Source organism: Methylobacterium oryzae (genome assembly GCF_036441375.1).
Lineage (GTDB): Bacteria > Pseudomonadota > Alphaproteobacteria > Rhizobiales > Beijerinckiaceae > Methylobacterium > Methylobacterium oryzae_A.
In genome coordinates, this window is sequence record NZ_MLCA01000013.1 from 23,419 (window position 1) to 50,231 (window position 26,813).

At 61.6% G+C, this 26,813-nt stretch carries 22 protein-coding genes; 10 read left to right on the forward strand and 12 right to left on the reverse strand.

Going from position 1 to position 26,813, the window contains the following annotated elements; translation table 11 throughout:
• Positions 1-292: 292 nt before the first annotated feature.
• The gene (locus MOTC310_RS23630) at positions 293-2,017 is read left to right on the forward strand and encodes an AAA family ATPase (protein ID WP_331303509.1); all 1,725 of its coding nucleotides are present in this window, start codon (positions 293-295) and stop codon (positions 2,015-2,017) included.
• A gap of 302 nt (positions 2,018-2,319) precedes the next feature.
• On the opposite strand, the gene MOTC310_RS23635 is transcribed toward MOTC310_RS23630, so the two are convergent.
• Positions 2,320-2,766 carry a hypothetical protein gene (locus tag MOTC310_RS23635; protein WP_331303510.1) on the reverse strand — a complete coding sequence of 149 codons (447 nt, stop codon included), beginning with the start codon at positions 2,764-2,766 and terminating at the stop codon, positions 2,320-2,322.
• Between the two features lie 332 nt (positions 2,767-3,098).
• Here MOTC310_RS23635 and MOTC310_RS23640 point away from each other — a divergent pair, with 332 nt between their 5' ends.
• The gene (locus MOTC310_RS23640; RefSeq protein ID WP_331303511.1) at positions 3,099-4,223 is read left to right on the forward strand and encodes a plasmid recombination protein; all 1,125 of its coding nucleotides are present in this window, start codon (positions 3,099-3,101) and stop codon (positions 4,221-4,223) included.
• Between the two features lie 751 nt (positions 4,224-4,974).
• Here the strand turns inward: MOTC310_RS23640 and MOTC310_RS23645 are convergent.
• From MOTC310_RS23645 to MOTC310_RS23660, 4 genes are all read right to left on the reverse strand, one after another.
• The gene (locus MOTC310_RS23645) at positions 4,975-5,295 is read right to left on the reverse strand and encodes a hypothetical protein (RefSeq protein WP_331303512.1); all 321 of its coding nucleotides are present in this window, start codon (positions 5,293-5,295) and stop codon (positions 4,975-4,977) included.
• An 11-nt stretch (positions 5,296-5,306) separates the two neighbouring features.
• The gene (locus tag MOTC310_RS23650) at positions 5,307-6,059 is read right to left on the reverse strand and encodes an FkbM family methyltransferase (protein WP_331303513.1); all 753 of its coding nucleotides are present in this window, start codon (positions 6,057-6,059) and stop codon (positions 5,307-5,309) included.
• Positions 6,060-6,069: 10 nt separating this feature from the next.
• Positions 6,070-6,441, reverse strand: a complete 372-nt coding sequence (locus tag MOTC310_RS23655) for a hypothetical protein (protein ID WP_331303514.1) — start codon at positions 6,439-6,441, stop codon at positions 6,070-6,072.
• A gap of 138 nt (positions 6,442-6,579) precedes the next feature.
• Positions 6,580-7,995: a phosphomannomutase gene (locus MOTC310_RS23660; protein ID WP_331303533.1), complete on the reverse strand. Its 1,416-nt coding sequence runs from the start codon at positions 7,993-7,995 to the stop codon at positions 6,580-6,582.
• A gap of 213 nt (positions 7,996-8,208) precedes the next feature.
• On the opposite strand from MOTC310_RS23660, the gene MOTC310_RS23665 reads away from it, so the two are divergent.
• The 5 genes from MOTC310_RS23665 (at position 8,209) to MOTC310_RS23685 (ending at position 12,812) form a co-directional block, all read left to right on the forward strand.
• Positions 8,209-8,661: a DUF4214 domain-containing protein gene (locus MOTC310_RS23665; protein WP_331303515.1), complete on the forward strand. Its 453-nt coding sequence runs from the start codon at positions 8,209-8,211 to the stop codon at positions 8,659-8,661.
• A gap of 233 nt (positions 8,662-8,894) precedes the next feature.
• On the forward strand, positions 8,895-9,896 hold the full coding sequence (locus MOTC310_RS23670; protein ID WP_331303516.1) for a GHMP family kinase ATP-binding protein: 1,002 nt from the start codon (positions 8,895-8,897) through the stop codon (positions 9,894-9,896).
• 67 nt (positions 9,897-9,963) lie between these two features.
• Entirely contained in the window at positions 9,964-10,896 is a 933-nt protein-coding gene (locus MOTC310_RS23675; protein WP_058607231.1) for an NAD-dependent epimerase/dehydratase family protein, read from the forward strand.
• A gap of 79 nt (positions 10,897-10,975) precedes the next feature.
• Positions 10,976-11,563, forward strand: a complete 588-nt coding sequence (locus MOTC310_RS23680) for a D-sedoheptulose 7-phosphate isomerase (RefSeq protein ID WP_331303517.1) — start codon at positions 10,976-10,978, stop codon at positions 11,561-11,563.
• Positions 11,564-11,573: 10 nt separating this feature from the next.
• Positions 11,574-12,812, forward strand: coding sequence for an HAD-IIIA family hydrolase (locus tag MOTC310_RS23685; protein WP_331303518.1), 1,239 nt, complete (start codon positions 11,574-11,576; stop codon positions 12,810-12,812).
• A 56-nt stretch (positions 12,813-12,868) separates the two neighbouring features.
• Here MOTC310_RS23685 and MOTC310_RS23690 read toward each other — a convergent pair whose 3' ends face one another.
• Together MOTC310_RS23690 and MOTC310_RS23695 are read right to left on the reverse strand one after the other, a co-directional pair.
• Positions 12,869-13,018 carry a hypothetical protein gene (locus MOTC310_RS23690; RefSeq protein WP_020094679.1) on the reverse strand — a complete coding sequence of 50 codons (150 nt, stop codon included), beginning with the start codon at positions 13,016-13,018 and terminating at the stop codon, positions 12,869-12,871.
• Positions 13,019-13,116: 98 nt separating this feature from the next.
• Positions 13,117-13,578, reverse strand: a complete 462-nt coding sequence (locus MOTC310_RS23695) for an NUDIX hydrolase (RefSeq protein WP_331303519.1) — start codon at positions 13,576-13,578, stop codon at positions 13,117-13,119.
• Between the two features lie 316 nt (positions 13,579-13,894).
• Here MOTC310_RS23695 and MOTC310_RS23700 point away from each other — a divergent pair, with 316 nt between their 5' ends.
• From MOTC310_RS23700 to MOTC310_RS23710, 3 genes are read left to right on the forward strand one after another with little or no spacing between them, the layout of a single operon-like run.
• Positions 13,895-15,133, forward strand: a complete 1,239-nt coding sequence (locus tag MOTC310_RS23700) for a class I SAM-dependent methyltransferase (RefSeq protein ID WP_331303520.1) — start codon at positions 13,895-13,897, stop codon at positions 15,131-15,133.
• Between the two features lie 26 nt (positions 15,134-15,159).
• Positions 15,160-16,113 (forward strand): NAD-dependent epimerase/dehydratase family protein, encoded by a 954-nt coding sequence (locus tag MOTC310_RS23705; protein ID WP_331303521.1) that lies wholly within the window; start codon positions 15,160-15,162, stop codon positions 16,111-16,113.
• On the forward strand, positions 16,100-17,026 hold the full coding sequence (locus tag MOTC310_RS23710; protein WP_331303522.1) for an NAD-dependent epimerase/dehydratase family protein: 927 nt from the start codon (positions 16,100-16,102) through the stop codon (positions 17,024-17,026). Before MOTC310_RS23705 ends, MOTC310_RS23710 begins: the two co-directional genes overlap by 14 nt.
• A gap of 374 nt (positions 17,027-17,400) precedes the next feature.
• On the opposite strand, the gene MOTC310_RS23715 is transcribed toward MOTC310_RS23710, so the two are convergent.
• The 5 genes from MOTC310_RS23715 to MOTC310_RS23735 all read right to left on the reverse strand — a co-directional run bounded on the left by MOTC310_RS23715 (position 17,401) and on the right by MOTC310_RS23735 (position 26,668).
• The gene (locus MOTC310_RS23715; RefSeq protein ID WP_331303523.1) at positions 17,401-18,261 is read right to left on the reverse strand and encodes a hypothetical protein; all 861 of its coding nucleotides are present in this window, start codon (positions 18,259-18,261) and stop codon (positions 17,401-17,403) included.
• 11 nt (positions 18,262-18,272) lie between these two features.
• The gene (locus tag MOTC310_RS23720) at positions 18,273-20,318 is read right to left on the reverse strand and encodes a glycosyltransferase (protein WP_331303524.1); all 2,046 of its coding nucleotides are present in this window, start codon (positions 20,316-20,318) and stop codon (positions 18,273-18,275) included.
• On the reverse strand, positions 20,318-22,024 hold the full coding sequence (locus MOTC310_RS23725; protein ID WP_331303525.1) for a glycosyltransferase: 1,707 nt from the start codon (positions 22,022-22,024) through the stop codon (positions 20,318-20,320). Before MOTC310_RS23725 ends, MOTC310_RS23720 begins: the two co-directional genes overlap by 1 nt.
• Before the next feature lie 1,358 nt (positions 22,025-23,382).
• Positions 23,383-24,393: a DUF4214 domain-containing protein gene (locus tag MOTC310_RS23730; RefSeq protein WP_331303526.1), complete on the reverse strand. Its 1,011-nt coding sequence runs from the start codon at positions 24,391-24,393 to the stop codon at positions 23,383-23,385.
• A complete protein-coding gene (locus MOTC310_RS23735) occupies positions 24,386-26,668 on the reverse strand; it encodes a glycosyltransferase family 4 protein (protein ID WP_331303527.1) in 2,283 nt (760 codons plus the stop codon). Before MOTC310_RS23735 ends, MOTC310_RS23730 begins: the two co-directional genes overlap by 8 nt.
• Positions 26,669-26,813 lie beyond the last annotated feature (145 nt).

A 26,813-nucleotide genomic window follows, 5' to 3' on the forward strand; every position in this document is an offset into this window, starting at 1 on the left:
CTCACTGGTCCGCTGCTTGCCGGGGCGATCCGGCGGCTGCGACCCATATCGCTCTCAGCATCCTTGCCGAGGCCGTCGCCTCTCCTGGGCGCCTCGATCCGGCGATGTCGGCGATCTGTCTGTGCGCAGCGCGGGGTGACGGCTCCTGCATCGATCTGCTCGTGCACGTGCTCGGGCGGCGAGCTCGACGCCGGGCTGATCTCGAGGTGCTCTGCCTTGCCCACGCTTGGTGCTCCGTTCCGCGCCGCGGTGCCGGCCGCGTCTGCGTCGCACGCTGAAAGGGAGGAAGCCGATGGCGTTCTCTTCGACCCCGCCTGCCCTGCAGATCGACCCCGAGGCGGCACGTCGCCTGCTCGAGCCGATGCTTCCACGCCGCCTGCGCGCCTGCCTCGCTCAGGATCTGCGCGTGGCTTCTGCTTGCTCCGAACTCGCCCTCGAGATCACCACCCTTGCCCCGGATGCCGAGGCGCTGGTCTCCGCCTGGATCGCGGCTGCCTCTTCCGAGGGTGACTTGTGGCGCGACCGTCGATGGATCGCCCGACGATCCGCTTTGATCCGGTTCCTCGACGTGTGGGGTGTGGAGCACGATCAGCCGGTGGCGCGGGCGTTGGCCGATGTCGTGACGCTGCTTTCTTGCGCCGGCGATGATCGCAGAGCTGCGGCGCGCTTGGCCCAGCCCCTCTGGCTGGAACGCGAAGCTGTTCTCGACCTCCGGAAAGGGCTCGCGGCCCTGGCCGAGACGCAGACGCGCCTCTGTATCGGACGCGTCGCCGAACAGGGCACCGAGTCGGATAGCACCGGGGCCACCGATCTCGCTGTCGCCCTGCAGGCAGCTTGGCACGACGCGCTCTCGGACGCGCTTCTGACGTTCTCCGAGCAGACGAGCAGCGCCATCGCTGCTGCTGCCACCTTGGCCTGTGGCGCCGATGATGCCTTCGCCAGTGACGTGGCACTCGTCCACGCGCTCGTGCCCGTTGGGGAGGTCTTGACACGACCCGTCGCAGACAGCGCGGCGACGCGGGAGCGGCGCAGATGGAAGAAGATCGAGGCTAAACTCGTCGAAAAAAGCGAGGCGCGCCGGCGCGAGAAGGCGGCAACCGTCGACAGCACGCCACAGCTGGCGGTTGCCGATGCCCCACCCGCGGAAGTGCCCAAAGGCCACGTCCTCGTCGTTCCGGCAATCCAGGTGACCGGGAGCGACCGCGGCCGCTCCATCGCCCGCGGCTATGAGCACATCATCGGCAAGCCGCTCCCGCTGGTCGCCGTGCCGGATCTCGCAGCCGTGCGCACGCGGCTCGTCTTCGAATTTCCTTACGCTCAGGTTACGATCGACAGGCTTCTGGCGGACCTGATCGGACGTGAGTACACCACGTTCCGGCCGACCTTGCTGATCGGCCCGCCGGGAGCCGGCAAGACCCGCCTCATCGCCAGGATTGCCTTCCATCTCGGGCTGGGGTTGTGGCGAGTCGATGCGACGCGCGACGCCGGCGCATCGCTGGGTGGCCTCGACCGCCGTTGGGCGACATCGGAACCGGCGCATCCGATCATGGCGGTAGCTCGGACCGGTAGTGCTAACCCGCTGATGCAGATCGATGAATTGGAGAAATCCGCGACCCGTTCGGATCACGGTAGGCTCTGGGATGCCCTGCTTTCGATGCTCGAACCGGAGACCGCCCGAACCTACCAAGACCCTTGTTTCCAGACGGAGATTGATATCAGCCGCGTCTCGTGGCTGGCCACTGGTAATGAGATCGGCAACTTGCCTGCCCCTCTGCTCGATCGCCTGCGCGTGTTGGAAATGCCGGCCCCGAGCCACGCAGATCTCGATGCTCTGCTCGAACCGGTCATGGCAGGAATCGCGGCCGATCACGAGCTCGCTCCCGCCTTCATTGCGCCGCTCGACGGCGAGGAGATCGCGTTGCTTCGACGATCCTGGCGAGGCGGCTCGGTCAGGCGACTGATTCGCTTGGTCGAGGCTGTTGTCAACGCGCGCGAAACTCTCGCTGTGCGACAGTAGACTAAAATGATTGATTGCGGGAGAGGATATAGCGCTCTCCGATGCTATTCTGTAACTCGCATGAGCCGTGACTTTGCAATGATCGTGTATTCTCCGGTGCCGAAGAGGTTGCGAATTGCTTGCGCAACCATCGAGATAGTAACTTGTATCTATTTCTGTTGAATTATCGTTAATGTTGACGATTGCAATTGATATCGAGATTTCTTCTTCAGATTCGTTTGAGCTCTCTCGGTGCCTCCCTCGAGACACTTTTTCCCCCACGTCGCCATGTGGCGAAACTGCGCCGCCGGAAACACCGACCTTTACGGAAGTTTCGCGCCACAAGGGATCGAATGCTCGTCTGCACGGAACTGTTGATCGTCAGGTTCGAGCATGACCACGACGATAGGTTCCGGCCCATCACGGTGGAGGACCGCTGCGCAGGCGGCTTCCCCGTGTTGTGCCAGGATCGAGGCGCGGATCGTGGATGGCGTCAGTTCGCCTCCCGTGCTGGCGTCGAGCGCCGGCCCGATATCGAAAGTTGCGACCTTCATGTGGGCCGGCAATCGCTTCACGACGCCATTCGTGGTCACGGTCCGAGCCTCATGGACCCGCGCGTCGAGATCAGCGGCATATCCAATGGGGTCGCCAAGGATGGTGATCGAAGCTTGGGCGCCCTCTCCACGTGGACTCAGGATCCGGGGAACCTCCTGCAACGCCGCTGCCTTCGCAACGAAGAAGCGTTTCAAATCGAAGGTTCCGGCAGCCATGGTTAGGACCTCGCGGTATGCCGGGAGGATAGGCACTGAGGGTGATGAAAATCGGAAGCGAAAAATTTAGATCGGCGTGACCTCGGACATGGCGCTTAACTAGGTCCCCTAGTGGGTCCTGGACCTATCCCTGAACCCGCTCGGAACTGGAAAATTTTTTTCACTTCGCATTGGACGCGAGATTTTGCCTGGCACCGATACCTCCAACCATGAGGCACTCATGAACGAGGTCCGACGCCGACCCTTGAGGTTACGGCTCATCAGGGACCATCGCGATTTTCGTCGCACTTGGCCAAGCTAGAGAAACGAACACGCCAGGGGGCGCGAGAACCATGACACATTTCACGTGTGTCCGTGTCGAACGTATCAGAGACCGCAGCGAGCTAGCCCGCATCGCATCGCACGGTCTGCGGCTTGATCCCAGCAGCAAGGCGCGTGTGGACCCGGCTCGAACGCCGCTCAACCGCTCGGGATCGGACTATGCGGAGAACCCGCTGGATCTCTCAAAGGCGCTCGATGGCTTCCTCAAAGCAAACGGTGCCCGACTATACGGACGCGCGCCGATCGGCCTCCACGTCCTCGTGAGCGTCAGCCCCGGCTGGATCACTGAAGTCGGCGAATTGCACGATCCCCAAAATACGCGGAACGTCCAGTTGGCTCAACAAGCTGTGGACTGGGTCCAGCGAGCACTTGGCGGGGGGAGGCCCTGCGTCGTGGCCTGGCGGCAGGATCTCGATGAGAAGGGCGGCGGGGTCGTGGACATCGTGGCCGCGCCGACCCGCGCTGCAAAGCTAAATCGGTTCAAAGATGATGTCACCATCGTGTCGGTGACGGCCGCACTCGAAGCGCACCGTGTTCTACATCCTAAGGACCCAACCGCGTTCGGCGCGCTTCAGACTTCATGGTCAGCTCACGCCGCCAAGACTCTGGATCGCACGCTTCGTCGCGGCACGCGCAAGGTCGATCAGCCCGCCGAGCACCTCGATCCAGAGCGTTACGGCCGGCTGGTAGATGCGGCTCGCGACGAGGCCAGAGCCAGGGCGGCGCGGGATCTCGCTAAAGAACGGGCTGTTCTGGATGCCCGCAATCGACGGCTAGCAATTGCGGAGGACAAAACCGCTCAGCTCAAGGCTAGGCTGGCAGACGAAAGAAAAAAGGTGATGGCGGAGGCCCGAGTTAAGGTTGATGACGCCCTCAACGCTATCGCGATCGGGATCGAGGCCCTGACCGATGGTAGGATCGTCGCCGTCGAGCCTTGTGCAGAGAGCGGCGAACTACTTCTCATTCACGACACCAGCCTTGATGACGCCGAAAAATCCGCGTTGTGGAAGGCAATGAGCCCGGGTCTGCCTGCCGGATTGATGATGGTCCTTGAATACATCCAGGCAAGGACGGCTCAAGCCAGGGAGGACAGAAATAGCCTCCATACTTGGTATCCTTCCATGGGCCAATTTTAAGTTAGGTATTGGTGTCGATGTGGGATGCGCTTCGATCATATCGCGGGATAAGTCGAATTTACGGCTATAGTGACTAGAAAAAGCCCGATGAAGTCAGTCAGATTATCTTGTCTGCCGTAGAATGCAAACCATGCAGCCTCGCGTTTAGGCTGAAGCTCGAGCGCTCCCTTGCGTAAGACAGGATCTGTGCGCTGGAAAATGCTTTGTGGCCGGCGAGCGATGCTGAAATATCCGTCTTCGATTGCGTCGCTCTCGTGCGTGCTGAGATTTTGGAGGTGATGTACCCACTTTCGATCGCGCAATCGATTAAAGAGCGCTCCGCGTCGGCCTGCAGCCTTGCGGAGACGCTTTTGATAATGGACGAGGCTAATTTTCTAATCGCTCTTCCACGGACCCATGTACAAGCCTGCCTACTCCACCGAACAGTCCGCCAGCCCGACAGCGTTCAGAGCCGCGGAGCTGAGATTAGTTTTGCGATCGATCTAAGGCCTGCCGAGTTCTGCCTATGCATCGATATATGACCATATTAAATTGATGGATCGGGTAAAAAATTATATATATTTGCGGTCAAGGAGTGACTTACTAAAGCCGCCGGGCTGCACTATTTTGTATTGAGCGGCCGTTGTAAATTTGGTGTGTGAATTTCTGTTGTGCCACCCTGCTCAACATGTGGTGTCTCATTAAAAATACCTCGATTTGATCGCTTTGTATCCAATCGCGCTTTCGTTTCAATTCTGGCGGTGCGCAAACGCTAGCCCCGAGAGATTTGTTGCTCAAGGTGCGCGCGTAAGATCGAGTAACATTTGACAACCTCCTCGAGCCTCTCGGCGTTGAGGCGCCGCACCTGCTCGGACCCATCGGGCTGCCTGTAGGCCCCCGCATAATAGGCGGCTTGAGCCTTCAACTTCGTGGCGACAAAATCCAAATCGCCCGACCACATCGCTTCGGCGCGGACACGGTGAAGGCGTTGTACGATCTCTAGCCAGTGCAAGTCGAGGGCGATCCCGCTCCCCATCTGCTTGAACAGATCGAACATTGAGTCGAGGATCTCGATCGCGGTCTGTGCTGACATGGCCGGCTCCGTCAGATCGCTGTCGCAACGAGATCAGGTCGGACGTACCAATCATCGAACAGGGAGAGTTGCCGGAACCGTCGGCGATAGCCAAGTCCAGTCAGAAGATCATATATCTTATCGCGGCTATCAGAGAAATTATGTTCGACGCTGATTAGTGCGATGTCGTAGCACGTAAAATCGAAGCTCTTCAGGACGTCGAATTCGCCGCCCTCCACATCGATACTCATATAGTCGATCCGCTTCGGCGCCCGTGCCTCGGAGAGAAAACGGTCGAGCGAGATCGTTTGGACTGGGTATTGTCGTTTATCTTGGCGGAACTGAGAATGAAAATCGCCTGCTGCGAATTCATCCATTCCGGACAGCTCGCCGATATCAACCTCATTGAACAGGACTTCGACGCCATTGCTCTTGTGAACGCACTTGTCAGTGATGTAGCAGTTTCGGTTATCATACAATGCCGCATGCCAAGCGCGGGCAGGCTCGGCGAGAGCGCCCTGCCAGCCATAGGCCTTCTCGAGAAGAAGCGTGTTGCTCAGGCTTATACCATCGCAGGCGCCAAATTCGACGAAATATCCGTTCCGCTTCTCATTCAATTCGTACAGTGCCCAAAGATCCTGTAGCAGCTGTGCGTTGGAAAGGGGCGCTCTCTTTGCCGCGAAGGACAGGAAATCGAGCTCCGAGCTCACGATATGCGGCGGCGCTTCCAGATTGTCCCTGAGATTGACCAGTGCATTGAACACCGTCAGGAGCTCGACATCCATGGCTCTCTGCTCAACCTGTTACTTGGGATCGATGGGGGCGGGTCTGGAACGGGCGGATCGAGGCGCCGTGCCGCGTCTGCAGGATCCGATTTGAGCCGTCGAACAGGACCGTGTGCTGAACCGAATCAACCCCGTGATCGGGGATGGTCTGGGCCGCCCTACGAATAGCGGACAGGAACCCTTTACGGCTGAACCCATAGGGACGAAGGCTCTCCAACAAGGCGTCGATTAGCTTCGTATGGCCTTCGGACCGCGCCTGGGCCAGATCGCGGTCGCGCACGGCGCTGTCGCGTTCGGCCCGCAGCAGCGCCAATTCGATCTGTTGCTGCTGGATCTGGCGAATGAACTTCGTGTCGATGTCGTGAGCGAGATTCTTCGGCATTCGGTAGCTCAACAGGCCCGGGAGGGGACGGGTTCGGAACGCGGTCGGTGACACCTCGGCGTCAAGCGACAGCGGCCTTACGTGATCACAGCCACCGAGGTGGACCGGTTATCGAGATGGCACGGCAATCCCAGTTCTCTAGATCGCTTCGGCCATGGCGGTGGCGGCTGCCGCGAGGCCCCATCGCACGAGATCCTGAGCCTCGGTCCCCGACTTGGCCTCAGCGTAGCAGCGCAACTCCGGCGCGTTGCCGGAAGCCCGGAAGTGGATCGTCCGCCCGCCGTCCAACTCGATCCGGATCCCATCCTGCTCGTCGATGGATTCCGGCGCTCCGATCGGTCGGAGGAACGACACCCGGAAGGCCTCCTCGCGCAAGCGGCCCAGGAAGGCGCTGCTCCGTTCGGACGGCGTGTTGGGGAGCCGGTCGCTCGCCATCTCCCCCGCATCGAGGGAGGTCACGAGGTCGGCCAGCGAGGTGCCGGCCGCGCGCGTCGCGGCCAGTGTCGCCAGGATCGGCAGCATGGCATCGCGCGTTGGCAGGGCCGGGAGGGTCCTGCCGTCGCGTGTGATGTCCGAGCCGAGCAGGAAGCCGCCATTCGCCTCGAAGCCCGCCACGATGGCCGCACCGGAGCGCCGCGCCTGTTCCATGCCGGCGATGACGTAGGGCGAGCCCACTCTCGTGCGCAGGACCTGCTCGAAGCCGCCGGAACGCTCCAACGCCGAACCGGCCGTCACGGGCACCACGACCGCGTCGGCCCCGAGGAAGCGTGCCGTGATCAGGCCGAGCACGTCGCCACGCACGATCCGGCCCGCCTCATCGGCGATGAGAGGCCGGTCGGCGTCGCCATCGGTGGTCACGAGCGCGTCGAAATCGCCCGAGGCCATGGCGTCACGAATGAACGCGATATCCTCGGGCCGATGTGCCTCGGTGTCGATGGGCACGAAAGTCTCGGACCGGCCGATCGTCGTGACCTGTGCGCCGAAGCCGGTGAGCAGATCGGCCAGGAGATCGCGGGCGACGGAACTCTGCTGGTAGACCGCGATGCGCAGGCCTGCCAGCATCTCGGACGGGAATGCGTCGATATAGCGGTGCTGGTAGCGGCCCAGGGCGCGGGGTTCCGGTGTGGCGGGGGTCCGTTCCGCCGACACGCCGGCGTGTGCGCCGCGGTCCAGAGCGGCCAAGATTGCCGCCTCGTCCGCCTTCGTGATCTCTCCGTCGGGCCGGTAGAATTTGAGCCCGTTGCGATCCTCCGGGATGTGGCTGCCCGTGATCATGACTGCCCAGGCGCCGCGCCGCATCGCCTCGAGGGCGAGGGCCGGTGTCGGGAGGGCGCCGCATTCGATCGCCGTGAAGCCCGTTGCCGCAGCGGCATCCGCCACCGTCGCGGCGATGCTCGGGCTACTGTCGCGCAGGTCCCGCCCGATCACGACTGCCCGGGGGGCTTCGCCCGACATGGAGCGGAAGAACGCGCTGGCATAGGCGTAGGCCGGCCCTCCGACGAGGTCCGTCACCAGACCCCTCAAGCCACTCGTACCGAATCTCAGGCTGCTCACGGCGGTTCCGTCAGTGTCGATTGAGTTGGGATCGATCACTGATGCCGCGAAACGCCGTGCATCACAACGTCCCGCGACGGGAGCCGGGCTCGCGCACGGGATCCTTAACGAAGGCGCCGCACGCGCCTCCGCGCAATACCGTTTACCCTCTCTTAACCATGATCCCAGCATTGAGTCCTACGAGCTCACCTCCAAGTTTCGGCTGTGGTCAGGATGCATTCGCAGGGTCTCGATCTCTCGAACGTGGTCAGTTTGACGATTGCCTTGTCGGAGCGTGTCGCCGAAACGTGGCGACTGGGGCACCTCGTGGCGGTCGATGAGATTGAGGCGATCGGGAACGTGGCCTCCTTTCTGCGCCAGAACCTCGACGAGTGGCCCCCTCAATTGAGCCGCGCGATCTGCGACGTGATCACAAGTTCGCCGCGCGGGCGAAGCCGTTCGCTGCTGCTTGTCGAGTACATCCAATCCGGTGCCTTCGATCAGCAGCAGTCGGGGAAGCACACCATGCCGTTCGTGATGGATCTGTACCGTATCGTTCTGGGACGAGACGCGGAGGACGATGCGCTGCGGCATTGGTCTGCCCAGCTGAATGCGGGAAAGATCTCGCGGAGGCAACTTCTGGGGACCGTCATCAGTTCAGAGGAATTCCGTGCGTCGCTGAATTAAGCCAGAACCACCTATATTCGTTGTGTGTAGGTCAATACATGTGCTTTGGATGTTTTTGACAATATGAGGTGCCGCGAGGCCGTATTCGATAGAGCGCTAAAATATGTCTCCCGCGCACAAGAATGTGTTGATAGAGTCGAGATATGGGTCGATGGATCGAGCGCTGTCGCCTTTCGGGTGGGGGCTGTGCGTCTGAGATCTGCCTGGGCGGATAGGAGCAGCGGAATACCTCCATGTTGACCGTGACTCGGACGCCGCTTCGAATAAGCTTGTTCGGCGGCGGCACAGATTACCCGGAATATTTTGAGCGGGCGCCTGGAGCGGTCGTTGGTGCCGCTATTGATAAGTACATCATCATAGCTGCGCTGGATTTGATAGGGTGTCAGGATTACAATTATAGATTGAGCTACTCCCGCGTCGAGCACTGCGGGCACATCGACGAAATTGAGCATCCGGTGGTGCGAGAGGTGCTCAAATATTTCGACGTCAATCGACGGCTCGATATGAGCATCATCTCCGATTTGCCTGCAGCAGGTAGCGGTCTCGGTTCGTCCTCAGCGTTCACCGTGGGATTTCTGAGAACGATATACGCGATTCAAAATCAGAAACCTACGAAGATCGAACTCGCGAAGAAGGCGATACACGTCGAGCGCGAGATCCTGCGCGAGAACGTCGGCGTGCAGGACCAGCTCCACGCCGCCTTCGGCGGGATCAATCGGTTCGATTTCAGCGGCTCCGCCATACGGATCTCGCCCGTCCAGATGAGTTCTGCCGCGATTCAGCAACTCAACGCGTCGATGGTGCTGGTTCATACAGGCATCGCGCGGCGCGCGACGACCACGGTCGCCGCGCAGATCGCGGTGACAAGGGCGCGCGCGATCGACAAGGAATTGTCCGAACTCTACCGCCTCGTTGAGGAATGCGTCTCTCTGCTCGAAGCGGGGACGAGCGGCTGGCTCGCGCAGCTCGGCGAGATGCTCTCCGCCTCGTGGCGCATCAAGCGGACCCTGTCGCATGAGGTCTCGAACGCGGTGCTCGACGATCTGTTCGAAGCGATCATCGCGTCGGGGGCTTACGGGGCGAAGCTATGCGGCGCGGGCGGGGGCGGCTTCTTCCTCGCTCTGATCGATCCCGATCGGCTTCCGGCCCTGATCGAGCGGGTCGCGCCGCTTTCCGTCGTTCCGATCGGCATCGACGTCGACGGGTCCACCCTGATCTATCGCCAGACGCGCTGAGCGGCGTCCTCACAGGCCCCAGCCCGGCCGCAGCCGGGCCGCGGACCCATCGCGACGAGAGGCAACGATGCGAATTCTTATCACCGGCGGCGCGGGCTACATCGGGACGATCCTGGTGCCGATGCTTCTGGAGCGCGGACATCACGTGACGGTGCTCGACACGTTCAAGTCCGGCGCCCCGGACCTGTTCTCGGCCTGCCAGTACGACACGTTCGAGCCGATCAAGGGTGACGCGCGCGACACGCGCATCCTGGACGAGCTGATCCCGAAGCACGACGTGCTGATTCCCCTCGCCGCCCTGGTCGGCGCGCCCCTGTGCAAGGAGGACGCGATCGGCGCCACGACGCTCAACCGCGACGCCGTGGTGGCGCTGGCGCAGCGCGCGGGCGGCGAGCAGAGGATCGTCTACCCGACGACCAACTCGGGCTACGGCGTCGGTGAGGCCGGCAAGTTCTGCACCGAAGAATCGCCCCTGCGGCCGATCTCGCTCTACGGCACCACCAAGGTGGAGGCAGAGAAGGCCGTGCTCGACAGCGGGCGCGGCGTCAGCCTGCGGCTCGCGACGGTGTTCGGCATGGCGCCGCGCATGCGGCTCGACCTCCTCGTCAACGACTTCACCCACCGGGCCGTGACCGACCGGGCGCTCCTGGTCTTCGAGGGCCACTTCAAGCGCAACTACATCCACATCCGCGACGTCGCCAAAGGCTTCATCCACGCGATGGACAATTTCGACCGGATGCGCGGCGAGGCGTACAATCTCGGCCTGTCGAGCGCCAACCTGTCGAAGCTGGAGCTCTGCGCGCGCATCAAGGCGCACGTTCCGAACTTCGTCTACGTCGAGGCCCCGATCGGCGAGGACCCGGACAAGCGCGACTACATCGTGTCCAACGAGAAGCTGGAGGCGACCGGCTGGTTCCCCGATTTCGACCTCGACCGGGGCATCAAGGAGCTGATCAAGGGCTTCCGGATGATCCGCAACTCGCGGTTCGCCAACGTCTGATCGGGATGGGCGGCCTGCAGCGAACGCGCCGCCGGTCGGCCCGACACGGCGGCCGGCGCGGGAACGGACCGAGGTGATCATGAGCGCGATCGTCGATTTTCTCACGCAGACCCGTGACACCTTCCAGGCCGCCCTCGACGATTCCGGCTTCCACGCGACCCTCGCCGCGATCGCCGATCTCGTGACCGCGTCCCTGCGCGGCGGCGGCAAGCTCCTGACGATCGGCAACGGCGGCAGCGCCGCTGACGCTCAGCACATCGCGGGCGAGTTCGTCTCGCGGCTCAACTACGACCGGCCGCCGGCCACGGCCGTGGCGCTGACCACCGACACCTCGGTGATCACCGCGATCGGCAACGATTACGGCTACGAGCACGTGTTCGAGCGGCAGGTTCTGGCCCTCGGGCGGCCGGGCGATGTCCTGCTCGCGCTCTCCACGTCGGGGCGGTCGCCGAGCGTGCTGAAGGCGATGGACGCGGCCCGCGGCCTGGGTCTGCGGGTCGTCGCCTTCACGGGCGCGACGGGCGGGGCGATGCCCGAGCGGGCGGATGTTTGCCTGCACGCGCCGACGGTCGCCACGCCGCTGATTCAGCAGATCCACATCACCGCCGCGCACATCGTCTGCGGCCTTGTCGAGGAAAGCCTGTTCCCGCGCGGGACGGCAGCGTGAGGGGCGGCCTGTGACCGAGCCAGAGCGGAAGGGTGGAGGCCTTGTCCGGCAAGCCATGATCCTGTGCGGCGGCTTCGGCACGCGCCTCGGCGCGCTGACCTCGGCGATGCCCAAGCCGCTGCTCCCCGTGGCCGGGGAGCCGTTCCTGGACGTGCTGTTGTTCGAGCTCGGCCGCCACGGCTTCACCGAGATCGTGCTGCTGGCCTCGTTCCACAGCGAGAAGATCCGCGCCTACGCCGCCGACAACCCGGTCGCGCGACGCTTCGGCATGACGCTGCGGGTCTCGGTCGAGCCGGAGCAGGCCGGGACCGGAGGCGCCGTCATGCATGCCCTTCCTGAGGCCGACGCGACCTTTCTCCTGCTGAACGGCGACTCGTGGTTCGACGTGAACCTGCTGTCCTTGGCCGCCATGGCGGCGCGTCACCCCGATGCGGCGATGGTCCTGTCGCTCCGCCGGGTGCCGGACGCCGCGCGCTACGGCGTCGCGCTCCTCGACGGCGTCCGGATCACAGCCTTCCTCGAGCGGCCGCCTGAGCCGGGACCCGGTCTCGTCAACGCCGGCGTCTACCTAGTGCGCCGCGATGCACTCACCGGCCTGCCACCAGCCTGCTCACTGGAACGGGACGTCCTGCCCGCGCTGGTCGCCGAGGGCCGCGTGGTCGGCGAGGCCCATGACGGCTACTTCCTCGATATCGGCGTGCCCGAGAGCTACGCCCGGGCCCAGGAAGAGATCCCGGCCCGTCGGAGAAGACCGGCCGCCTTCCTCGATCGCGACGGCGTTATCAATCACGACCACGGGTATGTCGGTTCCGTGGACCGGTTCCAGTGGATGGCGGGCGCGCGCGACGCCGTCCGCGCGCTGAATGAGGCCGGCTACTTCGTGTTCGTCGTCACGAACCAAGCGGGGGTCGCCCGCGGCTTCTACACCGAGGCCGACGTCGCCCGTCTGACCGCCTGGATACGGGACGACCTGCGCGAGGCCGGCGCGCATATCGATGATCTCCGCTACTGCCCCTATCATCCGGACGGGACGGTCGAGGCCTACAGAGCGGTCCACGGATGGCGAAAGCCCGAGCCCGGCATGATCCTCGACCTGATGGCCCATTGGGACATCGACCGCGCGCGCAGCTTCCTAGTCGGCGATCAGGAAACGGATCTCGCCGCCGGCCGTGCGGCGGGGCTCGCCGTGCATCACTTCAGGTCGGACGACCTGCTCGCCTTCCTGCGAGAGGTCGCGCTGACGGGGTAGGAAGGGACCCAGGAGGTATGGGCCCTCGCCGGGGCGCGCTTCGCCGTCCGGCACGATCAGTCATGCGACTGGATCGAGAGTTCCGCTTCCGCGGCCTCGCGCATGGCGCGATCCCAGTCGAGCTTGCGCTTGGGCGGAGTCTCGCGCTCCGCGTCCGCGGCTTTCCGATCTCGCGGAGCGACGATCTGGATGTCGTAATCGGGCACGCTTCGATCCGCTCTTTAACCGATGATTAATCGTATTGGCGGAACGCGCGAGTCTTGTCAGCGGTTCGATCGCTCGATCCACAATCCGGTAACGGCCATCATTGTGTGCCGGACAGGCCGATCAGGAGCATGGCGGCGTGCACGGCTCCGACGATGGCGCCCGACTGGGCGAGTTGTAAGGCCTCGGTCCGCGGTACGCGCACGACGGTGATGTCCTCACCGGGATCCGGACGCGCCGGCCCGGCCGCAGTCACGCGCGCGCGGACGAGATGCATCCGGTTGGCGTAGCGGGCCGGATCCGCGTTCAGGGTGACCACGCGCTCGGCATCGGCGAAGATGTAGCCGGTCTCCTCACGCATCTCGCGCTCGGCGGCCGCGAGAATATCGGGGTCGGCGGGGTCGATGGCCCCGCCCGGAAGCTCCAGGCTCGGGCCGCCATAGGCGTGACGGTACTGGCGTACGAGGATGACGTGATCGGCCGCGTCGATGCCCAGCACGAGGGCGATGTCCGGCGTCTCGAGCACGTAATAGGGATCGACGATGTGCCCCGACGGCGTCACGCACGCATCGGAACGGAGACCGAGCCAGCGATCCTTCATGACGTGGTGGGATTTGCGGACTGTCCAACTCGGTGTCGAGATCATCGCTTTCTTCGGGCTCGGGGCTTGTGCTTTCGGATGTCCGCGGCGGTCATTGTGGATCTTCGCCGCTGAAGGATATGCGCGATGGCAAAACTGTCTCGTCTTTCGGCTCTGACTTCGAACGAGCTGCGACCGCGCGTTGCGCTGTCCTCGCCCAGCCGATAAGCCTCTCGGGGTCGTAGAGCGTCGCGCCGCGGATGTCACAGGTCGTAGGATGACGGGAACGAAACTCGCCATGGCATGCCGCGTTTGCGATGGACGCGATGTCGAGCTGTTCCTCGACCTGACCGATCAGCCGCACTGCAACCGCCTGATCCCGCCGGACCTTGCGGACCGCCGCGAGCCGCATTTCCCCCTGCGCGCCGGCTTCTGCCACGACTGCACGCTCGTCCAGATCGATCACACGATCCCGAAGGAGAGCATGTTCAGCGACTATCCCTACGTCTCGGGCACGACGAAGACGCTGGTGGAGCATTTCCGCCAGACGGCGGCCCGGCTCGTGGAGCGGTACGGCCTCGGGCCGCAGGACCTCGTCGTCGACATCGGCAGCAACGACGGTACGTGGCTGCGGCAGTACGAGCCCTTCGGCCTGCGCCGCTGCGGCGTCGAGCCCGCCTCCAACGTCGTGGAACTGGCCCGCGCCGCGGGCGTGCCGACGCTGAACCACTTCTTCAACGCGGAGACCGCCGAGATCGTCCGTGCGCAGAACGGGCCGGCGAGCCTGATCACCGCCGCCGGCGTCTTCTTCCACCTGGAGGAACTGCACAGCGTCGTGAAAGGCATCGTCACGCTGCTCAAGCCGGACGGCGTCTTCGTCGTGCAGGCGATCTACCTGGGCGGCATGATCGAGAACACCGCCTTCGATCAGATCTACCACGAGCACCTGTGCTACTACACGCTCCGCTCCCTGGAGCAGCTGTTCGCGCGCCACGGCCTGGAAGTCTTCGACGTCAGCGTCGTCCCGGTCCATGGTGGCTCCCTCGAGGCGCATGTCGGCTTCCCCGGCGCCCATCCGGTCAGCGATGCGGTCAAGCGCATGCGCGCCGACGAGGAGGCCCGCGGCTACGGCAAGTTCGAGACCTATGTAGGCTTCGCCGAGAACGTCCGGCGCCTGCAGGCGGCGCTGCTCGACCTGCTGGAGCGCATGCACGCCGAGGGGAAGACGGTCCACGCCTACGGTGCCCCGGCCAAGGGCGCGACCCTGCTCAACGCCTTCGGGATCGGCCCGCGGCTGGTCCAGGTCGCGGCCGAGAAGAATCCGCTGAAGTTCGGCCGCCTGATCCCCGGTGCCCGCATCCCGATCGTCGAGGAGGGCAGCGTGCCCGCGCCCGACGCCTACCTGGTGCTCGCCTGGAACTTCATCGACGAGTTCCTGGCGCGCGAGCGCCGCTACCTTGAGAACGGCGGCGCCTTCATCGTCCCGGTGCCGGAACTCAAGGTGATCACCGCCGCCGACCTGCCGAAGGCGTTCTGAGCGTGGCCGCTTTGCCCCGATCCTCCTTGCCCGAGACCGTCGTGGTCGTCGGCGCCACCGGGTTCGTCGGCCGCAACCTCGTCGCGCATCTCGCCGGCCGGGTGCCGCGGCTGATCGCGGTCAGCCCCTCCGGCCGCGCGGTGCCGGGGGCGCATGAGGCCGCGCGCTTCGACGCCCTTGAGGCGCTGTCGGTCCCCGCCGACGCGATCGTCGTCAACGTCGCCGCCCAGCGCTACGACGCCGACAAGTTCGAGACGGCGCAGAGCGACCTGCTCACCGGCAACGCCGAGATCGCCAACCGCCTCTACCGGTTCTGCCTGACGAAGGGCATCCGCGAGGTGCGCGCGGCCTCGAGCGTCGCGGTCTACCCGGCGGCCCTCGATCCCCTCGACGACGCGCAGGCTGTCGACCTTAACGCGCCGCCCAACCGGAACGAGGCCTTCTACGCCTGGTCGAAGCGCTGGTCCGAGGTGATCGCCGACCTCCACGCCGAGCGCTACGGCATCCACACGATCAGCTTCCGCCTGAGCAACCCCTACGGTCCCCACGACTCGACGGATCCGCGCAAGGCACACGTCCTGCCGGCCTTCGTGATGCGCGCGCTGGCACCGGGAGAGCGCTTCGAGATCAAGGGCAACCCGCTGGTCGAGCGCGATTTCATCTATGTCGGCGACGTGGTCGACGTGTTCGCCCGCTCCCTGGCGATGCGGGAGACGAGCGACGCGCTCAATCTCTGCCGCGGCGAGACCACGACCCTGCTCGACCTCGCCCGAACCATCCTGGAGGTGGCCGGGGAGGACCGGCCTGTGCACGCCCCCGACACGGCGACTCACGGCGTGCTCGCCCGCCGCTCGACCAACCGGCGGCTGCGGGAGCGCTTCGGGCTGTCGAGCTTCACGGGACTCGCGGACGGGCTGCGGCCGACGATCGCGTGGTATCGCGAGGCCTGTCGCGACGGGGCTCACCATGCCGGGGCCTGAGCGCGACATCGTCATCGGGGCGGACGGATTCCTCGGGCGCAACCTTGTCCCGCGGCTCCGGGCCGAGGGTCGCGAGGTCGTCGAGATCGGTCGCGCGGCGGGCGACCTCTCCGACTGGGCCAATGTCGAGCACGCGCTGCGCGCGGCGCCCCAGGCCGGCCGGATCTTCCACGTCGTGACCCGCCAGCGCACCGGCGCGGTGCAGTACGACATCCAGGGCGAGCTCCTGGCGATCAATGCCCGGGTCCACCTGAACGTCCTCGAGGCGTGGCGCCTCTACCAGCCGCAGGCCAAGCTCGTCTCCACGGGCTCGTCCTGCACCTATCCGGAATCGGCGGAGCCGCTCCCCGAGGCGCGGTTCGGGCAGGGGCCCACGCACCCCTCGGTGATCGGCTACGGGCTCGCCAAGCAGGTCCTGGCGACGGGCTCGGCGGCCTACGCGCACCAGTACGGCTTGACCTTCCTGCACTGCGTGCTGGCGACCCTGTACGGCCCGCACGACAACAAGGCCTCCGACCGCAGCCACTTCGTCGGCGCCCTGCTCGACCGCGCCGCGCGGGAGAAGGCGGCGGGCGCGCAGCAGTTCGAGGTCTGGGGCAACCCGCAGACCGTCCGCGAGGTGCTGTACGTCGACGACCAGATCGACGCGATCCTGGCGGCCGACCGGGCGTTCGACAACGAGATCCTCAACTGCGCCGCCAACGCGCCCGTCACCGTCGAGGCGGTTGCGCGGGCGGCCCTGGCCGCCCTCGACTGGTCCGTGCCCCTCGTGAGCCCGCCGGGCTCGTTCCAGGGCGCGGCCTACAAGATGCTCGACTCGACGCGCTTCCTCGACCGGACCGGCTGGCGGCCGCGCATCGATCTCGAAGCGGGCCTGCGCAGGCTCGTCGCGGCGGAGTATGCCGGCCGTTGAGACCGCCCCTCGCGCTCGCCGTGCCGCTGATCGACCCATGACGGACGCCCGGAGTCCTGAGGGTATGTCGTTTATGCGCATGCGAAGCTTTATGTTTGAGGTATGTGTAAGTTTACTATACCGACAAGCTTCGGTTCCGAAAGGTAATGCCCGAATTATTGAGATCGTCTCTAGAGTATTGCGCCTGTATATTTTTTATTGCCGCCATAAGCCACTCAAATTGTCGAATCGGCCGCACGGCGGACAACGGGAACGACAAGTAGAGCCTGCAATTCTGCTCGTAAGCCGGAAATTTGATTGGCGATAATCACGCCACGGCAGCGACGGAAATTATCTCGGAAGCTTGGCTCGGCTAATCCTTGGTAGTGAGCGCATTAGATACGGAATTCCACGGCGCCGGCCGGAAAAATCTCCGCGACCCGGGCCTCCTGTTCACGCAGATCCCAGAGCCGAAGTTCGGCGTAACGGATCCGGAGGGTGTCGCCCTGTACGGCCACATAGCAGTGCTCGAAGGCGAAGAGCACCGTATCGAGTTTCGGTCGCGCGTCATGGGGCTCCGCCTCGCCCCGCGCGTCCGTGTCGGCCGAGACCTCCAGCGTGATCGCGGTGTGGCCGCTGGTGGGCATCGTGTCGAATGCGTTCACGAGCAGCGCGATCTCGTCATGGGTCAGCTTGAGAAGGAAGCAGTAGCGCTTCACCGACTCGAACGTGTCACCGGCCGGGAACGCGCGCAGCAGCGTGATCGAGAAGGGACGTCCCTCCTCCGGCAGACTGCGCAGGTGCCGGGACGGCACCGAGCGCAGGGCCAAGATGTTCATGGTCTTGGCCGCCGATGGCTGGGCCACCCGGCCCTCGCGCCGACCATTCGTCCGGTAATGCAGCAGCGGGTTGACGCCCGAGGCCGTCACGTCGGGGTACCGGATCAGGTAGGAGGTGCTGCTGAACCCGGGATGCGGATCAAGCCCAGCGGTGGAACCGAACCGCAGGTAGTGCCGCACTGGGTCGAGGCGGGTCTTGCCGCTCTGGTTGCGGAAGAAGGCCGTATCGAAGTCCTCGGCGGGATCGCGGTTCTCGGCGGCGCCGCGCCAGACGTAGTGGAGGTAAGGATCGATGCCCGAGGCCGCGACGTCGCCATTGTGCTTCAGATAGTAGGCCGTGTCGAACAATCCCGGCACGCGCCCTATGACAACGCGCCGAACCACGCGCGAGAGCGTCCGGATCGCGGCCCGCTTCAAGGATGGCTGGCTCATGCGAAGACCGGCGCCTCGCACAGGGACCGGAGCTTCTCCGCGTAGGCCAAGGGTGAGCAATCCTGCGCCACCTGCGCCAGCCCGGCGCGCTGCAGCCGCCGCCAGGTCTCCACATCCTCATGGAGACGGATCAGCCCGGCGATGAAGGCTTTTGGGTCGCGCCAGTCCCGCGTCAGGTATCCGGAGCCCTCGGGCCAGCCGAGCTGTTCCGCGAGGATCGGGGTGACCAGACACGGGAGCCCCTGCGCGACGGCGGCGTGGACCTTGTGGGGCATACCGGCAGCAAAGCGGGTGGGGGCGACGAAGACGCGCGCCCGGTCGAGGAGCGGAGTCGGGTCCGGGACCCGGCCCATCACCGTGACGTTGGGTGCCGACAGGCGTGCGCGCAGATCTGGGGCGACCTGTCCGATGATGATGAACGGCACGCACGGCAGGGCGCGATGCACGTCCGGCCAGACGGTCTCAAGGAACCAGATCAGTGAGTCGACATTCGGCGAATTCTCGTGTTCCAGCGACCCGATGAAGACGAAGCCCTTGCGGCTATCGAGATCGACGGTGATCTCCGCCTGCGACGCGAAGGCGTGGCCGAGCACCGTGGTGTTGGGCACGCCATGGAACTGCAGCAGGCGCGCCTCCGCCTCCGAGACGCAGACGACATGATCGGCCTGCGCGAAGTTGCGGGTCTCCCGCCGCGCGGAGGCCGCCAAGCGCGCGCCGAATCCATACCCATCCTGCAGAGTCTCTTCCAGGAAGGCGCGCAGACAGAACAGGGCCTCCGAATCAAAGATCACGCGGCTCCTCGCGAAATCGCGCAGCGCCATGTCCCGGTTCTGGAAGATCTGGCAGACCAGATCGATGTTGTGCGGGCGGCTGACCCAGAGCACGTCGTAGTGATCCTGCCGCTCGTCGATCAGCCGCGCGAGCCCCATCCCCTCCTCGGCATCCAGGATCTCGACGGTGTCGGGCAGATCTCGGTACCGCTGCGCGATCTCTGGATCCGCGCGATAGACCGGATACACGGTCACTTGATAGCCGAGCCGAGCCATGGTGGCGACAATGAAGTTCGCCCGCGGCATGCCCGCGCCGAGGTCGATATGGGGCACGCCGTCGTCGATGTAGAGCACCTTGAGCGCCCAGTCATTGTGGGTGCGATCACCGAAATGCGGTCCCGCATGCGGGAACAGCCATGACCGGTGCCGCTCGAGGAAGCGGACCCGGTTGCGATCGATCAGCGCTTCGACGTCGGCGCGAACCGGAGTCGTGGCGTTCTCGAAATGAATCGCGCTCGCCCGCGGCTGGTAGATGACGCGTCGCCCGGCTTGGTGGCAGCGGACGCACAGGTCCGTGTCTTCGAAATAGGCCGGAGCGAAGAGGTCGTCGAAGCCGCCCAGATCCTCGAAGAGTGCGCGCTCGACCATGAGCACAGCGCCCGAGACATAGCCGACTTCGCGCTGGAACGTGCTTTCTGCCAGAAGCGGATTTGTATTCCCACGGAGATAGGGGTGGGTGATCTGCGCATCATCGCGGAAGAACGCGCCGCTCTCCTGCAGATAGCCCCCGGGAAACACGAGGTGGGCTCCGACGATGCCGACGGTTGCATCCGAGAATGGAGACACCAGGGCGCCGATCGCGCCGGGCATCAGTTCCACGTCGGGGTTAAGGAAGAGGAGGTAGCGTCCGCGGGCTGCTCCAGCACCCTGGTTGCACGCCGGGCCGTAACCGACATTCTCCGCATTGCGGATCACCGTGGCCCCGTCGAGCAGATCGAGGACGGTCAAGGTCTCCGCGTCGGAGGCGTTGTCGACGACGATCACTTCGAACGACGCGCCCGCGAAAGCCTGTTGCGTAGCGAGGCGATAGAGCGTCAGCGTCAGCAAATCGCGGGCATTGAGCGACACGATAACGATCGAGACGTCCGGCACCGCGACCGGCGGGAAGGCGATCCGGAGGCCGTTGCGCGCGATGGCGTTCCCGATGAGGCGCGCCTCCGCGATCGCGGCAAGCCTTCCGTAATGTGGATCAACCGCCTCGATTTTTTTCATCAATGGACTTCGAGGTGGGTGTTGCGCGCCGGAGCAAGGCGGATCAGGCCCATGAGGTCATCGCTGAGAAACAGTACCGCCTTCAGCCCGGACGGCGTCTTGCGCGCTGCAGGGATCGGAGAGGCGGATCCGTCGATCTCCAGCAGCTCGAAGGTGAGACTGGCTGGCACTGGTGTCAGCGCGCCTCGAGTCGCGGCAAAGGCGAGGCCGGGAGAGCGCGCCAACGCTGCGGTGCTGGTCAGCCGCAACTCCCGTGCCCTTTCGCCGTCCCCGATGAGGAAGGCCGCGGTCGCCCGCGACCTCCCGACGAGGAAACTCGGGACGCAGGTTACCACCGTCAGCCCGTCGGCCTCGTACCCGATCAGGCAACCGTCCGCCGTCCAGTCGGCCTGGGCATCGCCGAGTGACCCGGCGATCGCCTCCCGGGCCGGCTGCGGAAGAGAACGGCGGTGGATCCATTCCGGGGATAGGCTGACCGGACCTCCGTGAAGGGCCGGGGCCGGGCCCGCAGATTGCAGGCTTCCGTCCAGCTCCGGGCTCACGAACCAGCGCCGCCGCTCCGACGGGTAGCCCGCTTCACGGGCGGTCGCGGGCGAGGGATTCTCGGTCGCCACGAGGACTCCGCCGTCCTCGTCCGCGGTTGGCAAGGAGCGCAGGGAGCGTTCCTCCCGCACAATGATCCCCGCTCCGACAGTGGTCGACACGTCCGGCGCGCGCGCAGCTGAAGGAGCGACGCGTCGCGCGGACCGGCGCGGAATCGCGTTCAGCCACGCGACCTCACAGGCCGTGGCCTTGGCGTTGTAGCGCGCGAGCAGCTCCGCGCAGGCCGCGGTCAGTGTCGCGAGGCCGTCCGGATCGTCGTGCAGGCGTCTGATCGCCGCGACGGTGTCCGCAACGCCGTCCAATCGGTGAGCGGGATAATCGGTGTCGAACCCCTCGAACGCGATTCGTGTGCCGATCACCGGCCGACCCAGCGACAGCGCTTCGGCGACCTTCATTTTGAGACCGCTTCCCATCAGCATCGGCGCGACCACCGCGTCGACGCCCGCGTAGAAGGTTTCGACAGCGTCGACATATCCCGCCAGCTCGACGCCGGGTAGGTCCAGCCCGTTCAGGCTCCCGCAGATTTCCCCGGCGATAACGAGAACGGGCAGGTTTGGCTTCCAGGACGCCGCCCAGCCATGGGCAAATCTGCTGATCGAGAACAGATTCGGATCGTTCCCGTGGCCGATGAAGCCAAACCGAGTCAGCCGGCGGGGTGCGCGAAACTTCGCACGCTCGGCGAAGACGGGCGGAAGCAGGTACACGTCGCGATCGACGAGGCCGCGGAAATAGTCCGCCTCCGCCGATTGAATCGCGAGGATCATGTCCGCACGTGACAGGCCGACGGCTTCCGACGCGCGGTCCGTAAAGAAGAAATTCGGCTCGGCGCGGAAAGGCCGGTACTGGAGATGTCTGTCGGCGAACCGATCATGCGTGTCGATGACACGCAGCACGCCATCCGGAACGGCGTCGAGGCACCGCGACAGAAACACGTAATTGACGACTATCGCGCACGTGTCGGGGTTTCTCTTGAAATACCAGGCCACGAACTCGTCGAGTTCGGGCGGGCACCAAGCGTCGATCGTGAAGCCGCCCGCCCAAGTCTTCAGCGGAATCTGCGCTGCTGCGGGAATATAGAAAACACGGTCGAAGATAGCGTCCATCCCGGCCGCATCCGTCGGCGGATGATTTCCAAAGCGGCGATAGATCTGATCCTCGTGTTGAAGGTAAGCAAAATCGATTGCAAAACCGCTCCGCTGAAGGACTTCGCACAACGCCAAAAGCCGTCGTCGATTGCCAGCGCTTACTGGCGCCGCAGGCATCGGTGTCACTACCAGAACGGTGGGCCTATCAAGAGTCGTCATGCGATTATGCCGCTCAAACGACGCAAGTTGCCACGTATCGGCCATGCCCACTTAGGATGGCTCGACTAAATGAATGCGTGTCGAATAGACCGTCGGCTATAAGTGTTATGGCAGCTCTGTGAGGAGATTGGAACAGAACGGATGTAATAGGCCTGCACGCGTAACCCACTTTTGATCGAACAATCGCGCAATCCGGAATGAAGTCAATCCCATCCACCAACCAAGTGACTGTTGCGTCGCCGCGCGTGATGCTCAGGCTACTTGGTGCACCGTTGACCAAAATCGCGTCCAAACCTACGCTCAAGATCGGTGCTAAAGAATTGAAATATAGGTGGCCCAATGGCCACAGAGAGGAGATAAAAGCATTTGCAATCAAAGAGCTCTCAGCGGCTGATAGGGGCGTCGATCGCGATGCCAAACTGGTGCGCCGGTCACCAAAGTGTGTGCGAATCAAGATCGATGATAGATTCGATAAAGCCACTTCATCTCGAGCGCCCAAGATGAGAAAGCAGCTCGGATCCACAATCTTTCGCCCGGAAAATCCCGCGAAACACCAAGCAACAAGATCAATGTGATCCGGATCTAGTACTTCAAGAGGTACGGCGCAGGACCCATTCATTGAAATTTCGAGAATGGCAGCCTGTCGACTAATATTTAGGATAGATCCATATGCTGGGTCGTCTAGCGATAGCATTGTTACACAGACTCAGCGCTCACTAAGATTGAACTGATCAGCATTTGGCTTGCATCTTTCGAGTCAAGCGACCCAAACACCAAAATATAATCGCCAGAGAGAGCGAACCCCTCCCGGGGACAGCGTATCACACACATTGCAACGCCTCGGCAATAGGTCTGAATTCCTGTTTCTCTAACCCGCCGGAGCGCAAAATGGATCGAAGCATAATTGGTATAGGCGCTGCTTGAGCGAAGAACTCCAAGCTACGCGCCTCAAATGGTATCACTGCTATCAGGGTCTCAACGTGGTTCCGGCGTAAGCGCTTTCGATTATCCCGATCGCGTATAAATTAAGCCTGAAATTTCCCTCGGATCAACAGGACGTGGCTTTGCTCGCGAACGTTGATCGTAACGGTAAAACTATCCCGACGATTGCCTTCATATATAGCGAAACTAGCAAGCGCCACATCACATGAACTCTGTTATTCGCTCTCATTTGTAAGCCTGATAGAAATCTCGTTGATCTTTAGCTTTGTGGATAGCGCGGTCAAATTGAGGAGCCGCACCTCAAAATCTGGAATGTCGTGTCGGATCGGGATACAAAATGTAACTTTTGAGTCTCCCTTGTGAGTGCTATAAAATACAACTTCATGCCCTTCGCTGTGGCATGCATCAAAGTGGAACCGAAAATCGCCTGGCGCTTCGATATCTAATCTTATTTCATAAATACCACTTCGCAAATTAATTTTCGGGCCGAACACGATCCAATCGGTTCCGCATACGAAGTGTCCATCTTGATCCCAGTGTCCGACTAGATTCATGCCCATTGCAAGGATTGGTTTATTGCGCGGCTCCGCTTGATAGATCAGATAACTAGCAATGTTGTGAGAAATCCCGCCGACGGAAATACTCGGTCTCGGCTGGAAATAGTCTGCTCGACCGAGGGAGCGATACAATATGAGGTCGTCCTGGATGAGTTTTCTGACGTGAATAAAATCGCTTTCTGCAACGCTTGCTAATTTAGTGCTTCGCCCAGACTCCTTAAACTCGTCCGACGCGAGAACGTGGTCTATTAACTCATCGCGAGATACTCCGCTTCGCAGCTGCGAGTCGTAATATTGACGACCTGCATCATCGGGGGCCCGGCCCAACAATAAACTATACAGCGCATCTGTAAATATCTCGTCAGACACACAATTGAGATAGCCCCGACTTATGATATTGTCGCTAATTGCAATTCTGCCCTTTCCAAGAAACACGCTCCCCGGCCAGCAACGTTCAAGCATTTTGAAAAACATCATCGGAAACAGTATTCCATTGCGAGATATTGCTCTTTCGAACCAGGGCATGGCTGAAGCATCGAAGATATGCTCACAAGCCCAGATTTTACAGGAAGCTACGTCAGAGAACTGAGATAACGAAGTGGATCGGACGCCTGTGGACCTGGCATTGTCAATAGTTGCCCCTTTCGCTGAAGAGTTGGAACTATACATGCTGACCTCGGGTAATTTCAAAAGAACGACTTTCTATAGAAAATAATTTCGTCAGCCTAATGACATGTTGGATCCATGATGAAAACGATATGTAGTCATTCTGTAACTCGACAAGCCGAGCTGCTTTATTGAAGTTGGTAACAAGTTCTTGGATTGTGTTTGCAGTTGAAATTCTGTCGCTGGTATCAATCTGAGTACATATGCCGGAAAGATCTGCAAAGATGGAGGAAAACGAAGTTATAGTTGGCACCCCACAGCTTAATGGGACCCTTATTGCGCCGCTAGCACCCTCATTAACATCAGCGTAGCAAAAGACCGCAACATTCGATGAACGAGCAATCGCGAAAACTTCCTCAATTGGGAGGAAATCAAAACTAAGATCTACTTCTTTTCTCAGGCCCAACGCATCTCTCAGTTGATAGAGGAAATGGCTATAATCGATGCTCGCGCGATTTTTTGGATCTACCGAGGTCAGCACCTTAAGGCCGACAGGGAGGCCCCTGTGTTTTAACTCGTAAACGGCATAGAGCAAGTGCTCGAAATTTTTGTGACGGCTGCATAGGCCGAAAGTGAATATGTTGTATGATCCGCTGGGCAAGATTGCTTCTTGTTTCACCTGATGCGATGGGTGCGGAAATAGGTATACAAAGCTAGCCTCGCGAAGGCCTTCTATTAATTTCATATAATCAATGCTATTGTGAACGATAAGGTGGGCGCGTCCGCCGACGGTTTTTACAAATCTTTTGATTTGTGCCGCGTCACCATCGGTGGAGTGTAGTTCAACAATCAAACCTGATGCGAAGCTTAGGATCTCGTTGCAAAGATGAGCGAGATCTTCCCAGCCGATAATCCCGGGATGATGTTGGATTATAAAAAGAGACCCGATTTCGCTTCCATGGACCTGCTGCAATAGCTTATTGACGCCTTGTCTCGATCGGTTCCAGTTGCGCTTTACCTTGATGCTATCATTTCGAATAATTTTTTCGCTTGATACTTCCTCGGAATAAATTACAACGTCCAATGAAGAGTCGGCTGACAGATATTTAACAAGATTTCCAGAGAAGGTCGCGATTCCACACTGCTGATTGAAAGTGCTAATTAATACAATTCGCCTGTCTGCTATCGGCTCGCAACGAGCCTCCTTGATCGAGTCTAGTTGCTTAAGTCCTTTGCAATAATGATCCGCCGCCCGCTGCCATGTGTAGGACTTCACTTGAGTGTAGGCTCGCTGCTGTAGCGTTTTGTCTCTAGCTTTGCAAAGCTCATAAGCTCTGCGAAGTCCGGCTCGTAGATCTTCGTGAGTTGCCTCAAGCCAAGCAGCTTTTCCGGAAGAAATCACTGAGGAGGAGCGGGAAAACTTTGTGGGAATAAGTACGCAAGTGTCTGAAGTGCAAAATTCGCGATTGCCGCCTGCGTCAGTTGCGCAGACTAAAGTTCCAAGTAGCATCGCTTCGGCGGCGGGTAGGTTAAATCCCTCTCCTTTGCTAGGCAAAAAGCAGCAATCGGCCGCCATTATCAATTTTTGAACTTCGGCGGAGCTGAGATAGGACTCATCGAAAACGATTTTCTTTTTCGTGGCGGCGTCTAGTGAGGAAAATAGCTCGTATAATTCGTTGTGTGGATTGTAGTGTGTTTTCAATATTAGCCGAACATCGTCATGATCACGAAATTCCTCGATGAAAGCTTGGAGTCCTGCTTTCATGCCTTTCCGCGGCAAGCCGGATGAAACGTGAATAAAACTTACTAATTCGCCGCGTTCCGCGCTAACGTTGGGTTCGGAAGCTAAATCCATGTTCTCAATATGATCAACGCCGTTGCCCATATAATACGTTGTTCCGGTGTAGCCGCTGGAACTCAGTGCTTCGATAGTATACCGAGATGTACAGAATATGGCGTCGAATTTATTTAATTGAGCAATCACTGCTGTAGGGAAGAGGCTCTCCTCCCAAGCGTAGCAGTGGGCTGTCAATATCGGTGCGCAGCGTGGAGCCTCAGCCATCGGCCAGTCGTTTTTCGTATGCACGTCAAATTCGTGCAACAATATTTCACTATACGGTATGTATTTTTCCTTCAGCCTCGGCTCTTGTAGAAAGAATTGATCCGTAGTGGGATCTGGACCTTCTCGTTGAGTGACGAACACATCGAAACCGAAATTGCTTAGAGCAACAGCGAATTTTCTGTTGACTAGTGCTAAGCTGTAAGTTCCTGCTATCGGGCCATCTACAAGAATTTTAATTCGCGACCTCGAGTCTTTTTCTATAGTAGCTTGCTTCATTGTTTTAACTGGCCTGTCCAGGGGTATATATATAGAAGGGGTGGTCTGATTTGTATTGACAATCTGCGTTTGTTATTGTTTGAAAATATCAGTCAAAATGTCATAGGCTTGACCCGTCGCGCTATCTCCATGACGGCGAGCTGTT

What these genes read in the sequence shown, in the direction of transcription:
- MOTC310_RS23645 (WP_331303512.1), bottom strand. Translation starts at nt 5,295, where the DNA reads ATGTCAGCACAGACCGCGATCGAGATCCTCGACTCAATGTTCGATCTG.
- MOTC310_RS23650 (WP_331303513.1), bottom strand. Translation starts at nt 6,059, where the DNA reads ATGGATGTCGAGCTCCTGACGGTGTTCAATGCACTGGTCAATCTCAGG.
- MOTC310_RS23640 (WP_331303511.1), top strand. Translation starts at nt 3,099, where the DNA reads ATGACACATTTCACGTGTGTCCGTGTCGAACGTATCAGAGACCGCAGC.
- MOTC310_RS23675 (WP_058607231.1), top strand. Translation starts at nt 9,964, where the DNA reads ATGCGAATTCTTATCACCGGCGGCGCGGGCTACATCGGGACGATCCTG.
- MOTC310_RS23735 (WP_331303527.1), bottom strand. Translation starts at nt 26,668, where the DNA reads ATGAAGCAAGCTACTATAGAAAAAGACTCGAGGTCGCGAATTAAAATT.
- MOTC310_RS23720 (WP_331303524.1), bottom strand. Translation starts at nt 20,318, where the DNA reads ATGAAAAAAATCGAGGCGGTTGATCCACATTACGGAAGGCTTGCCGCG.
- MOTC310_RS23665 (WP_331303515.1), top strand. Translation starts at nt 8,209, where the DNA reads ATGCATTCGCAGGGTCTCGATCTCTCGAACGTGGTCAGTTTGACGATT.
- MOTC310_RS23700 (WP_331303520.1), top strand. Translation starts at nt 13,895, where the DNA reads ATGGCATGCCGCGTTTGCGATGGACGCGATGTCGAGCTGTTCCTCGAC.
- MOTC310_RS23680 (WP_331303517.1), top strand. Translation starts at nt 10,976, where the DNA reads ATGAGCGCGATCGTCGATTTTCTCACGCAGACCCGTGACACCTTCCAG.
- MOTC310_RS23635 (WP_331303510.1), bottom strand. Translation starts at nt 2,766, where the DNA reads ATGGCTGCCGGAACCTTCGATTTGAAACGCTTCTTCGTTGCGAAGGCA.
- MOTC310_RS23725 (WP_331303525.1), bottom strand. Translation starts at nt 22,024, where the DNA reads ATGGACGCTATCTTCGACCGTGTTTTCTATATTCCCGCAGCAGCGCAG.
- MOTC310_RS23630 (WP_331303509.1), top strand. Translation starts at nt 293, where the DNA reads ATGGCGTTCTCTTCGACCCCGCCTGCCCTGCAGATCGACCCCGAGGCG.
- MOTC310_RS23730 (WP_331303526.1), bottom strand. Translation starts at nt 24,393, where the DNA reads ATGTATAGTTCCAACTCTTCAGCGAAAGGGGCAACTATTGACAATGCC.
- MOTC310_RS23710 (WP_331303522.1), top strand. Translation starts at nt 16,100, where the DNA reads ATGCCGGGGCCTGAGCGCGACATCGTCATCGGGGCGGACGGATTCCTC.
- MOTC310_RS23655 (WP_331303514.1), bottom strand. Translation starts at nt 6,441, where the DNA reads ATGCCGAAGAATCTCGCTCACGACATCGACACGAAGTTCATTCGCCAG.
- MOTC310_RS23670 (WP_331303516.1), top strand. Translation starts at nt 8,895, where the DNA reads ATGTTGACCGTGACTCGGACGCCGCTTCGAATAAGCTTGTTCGGCGGC.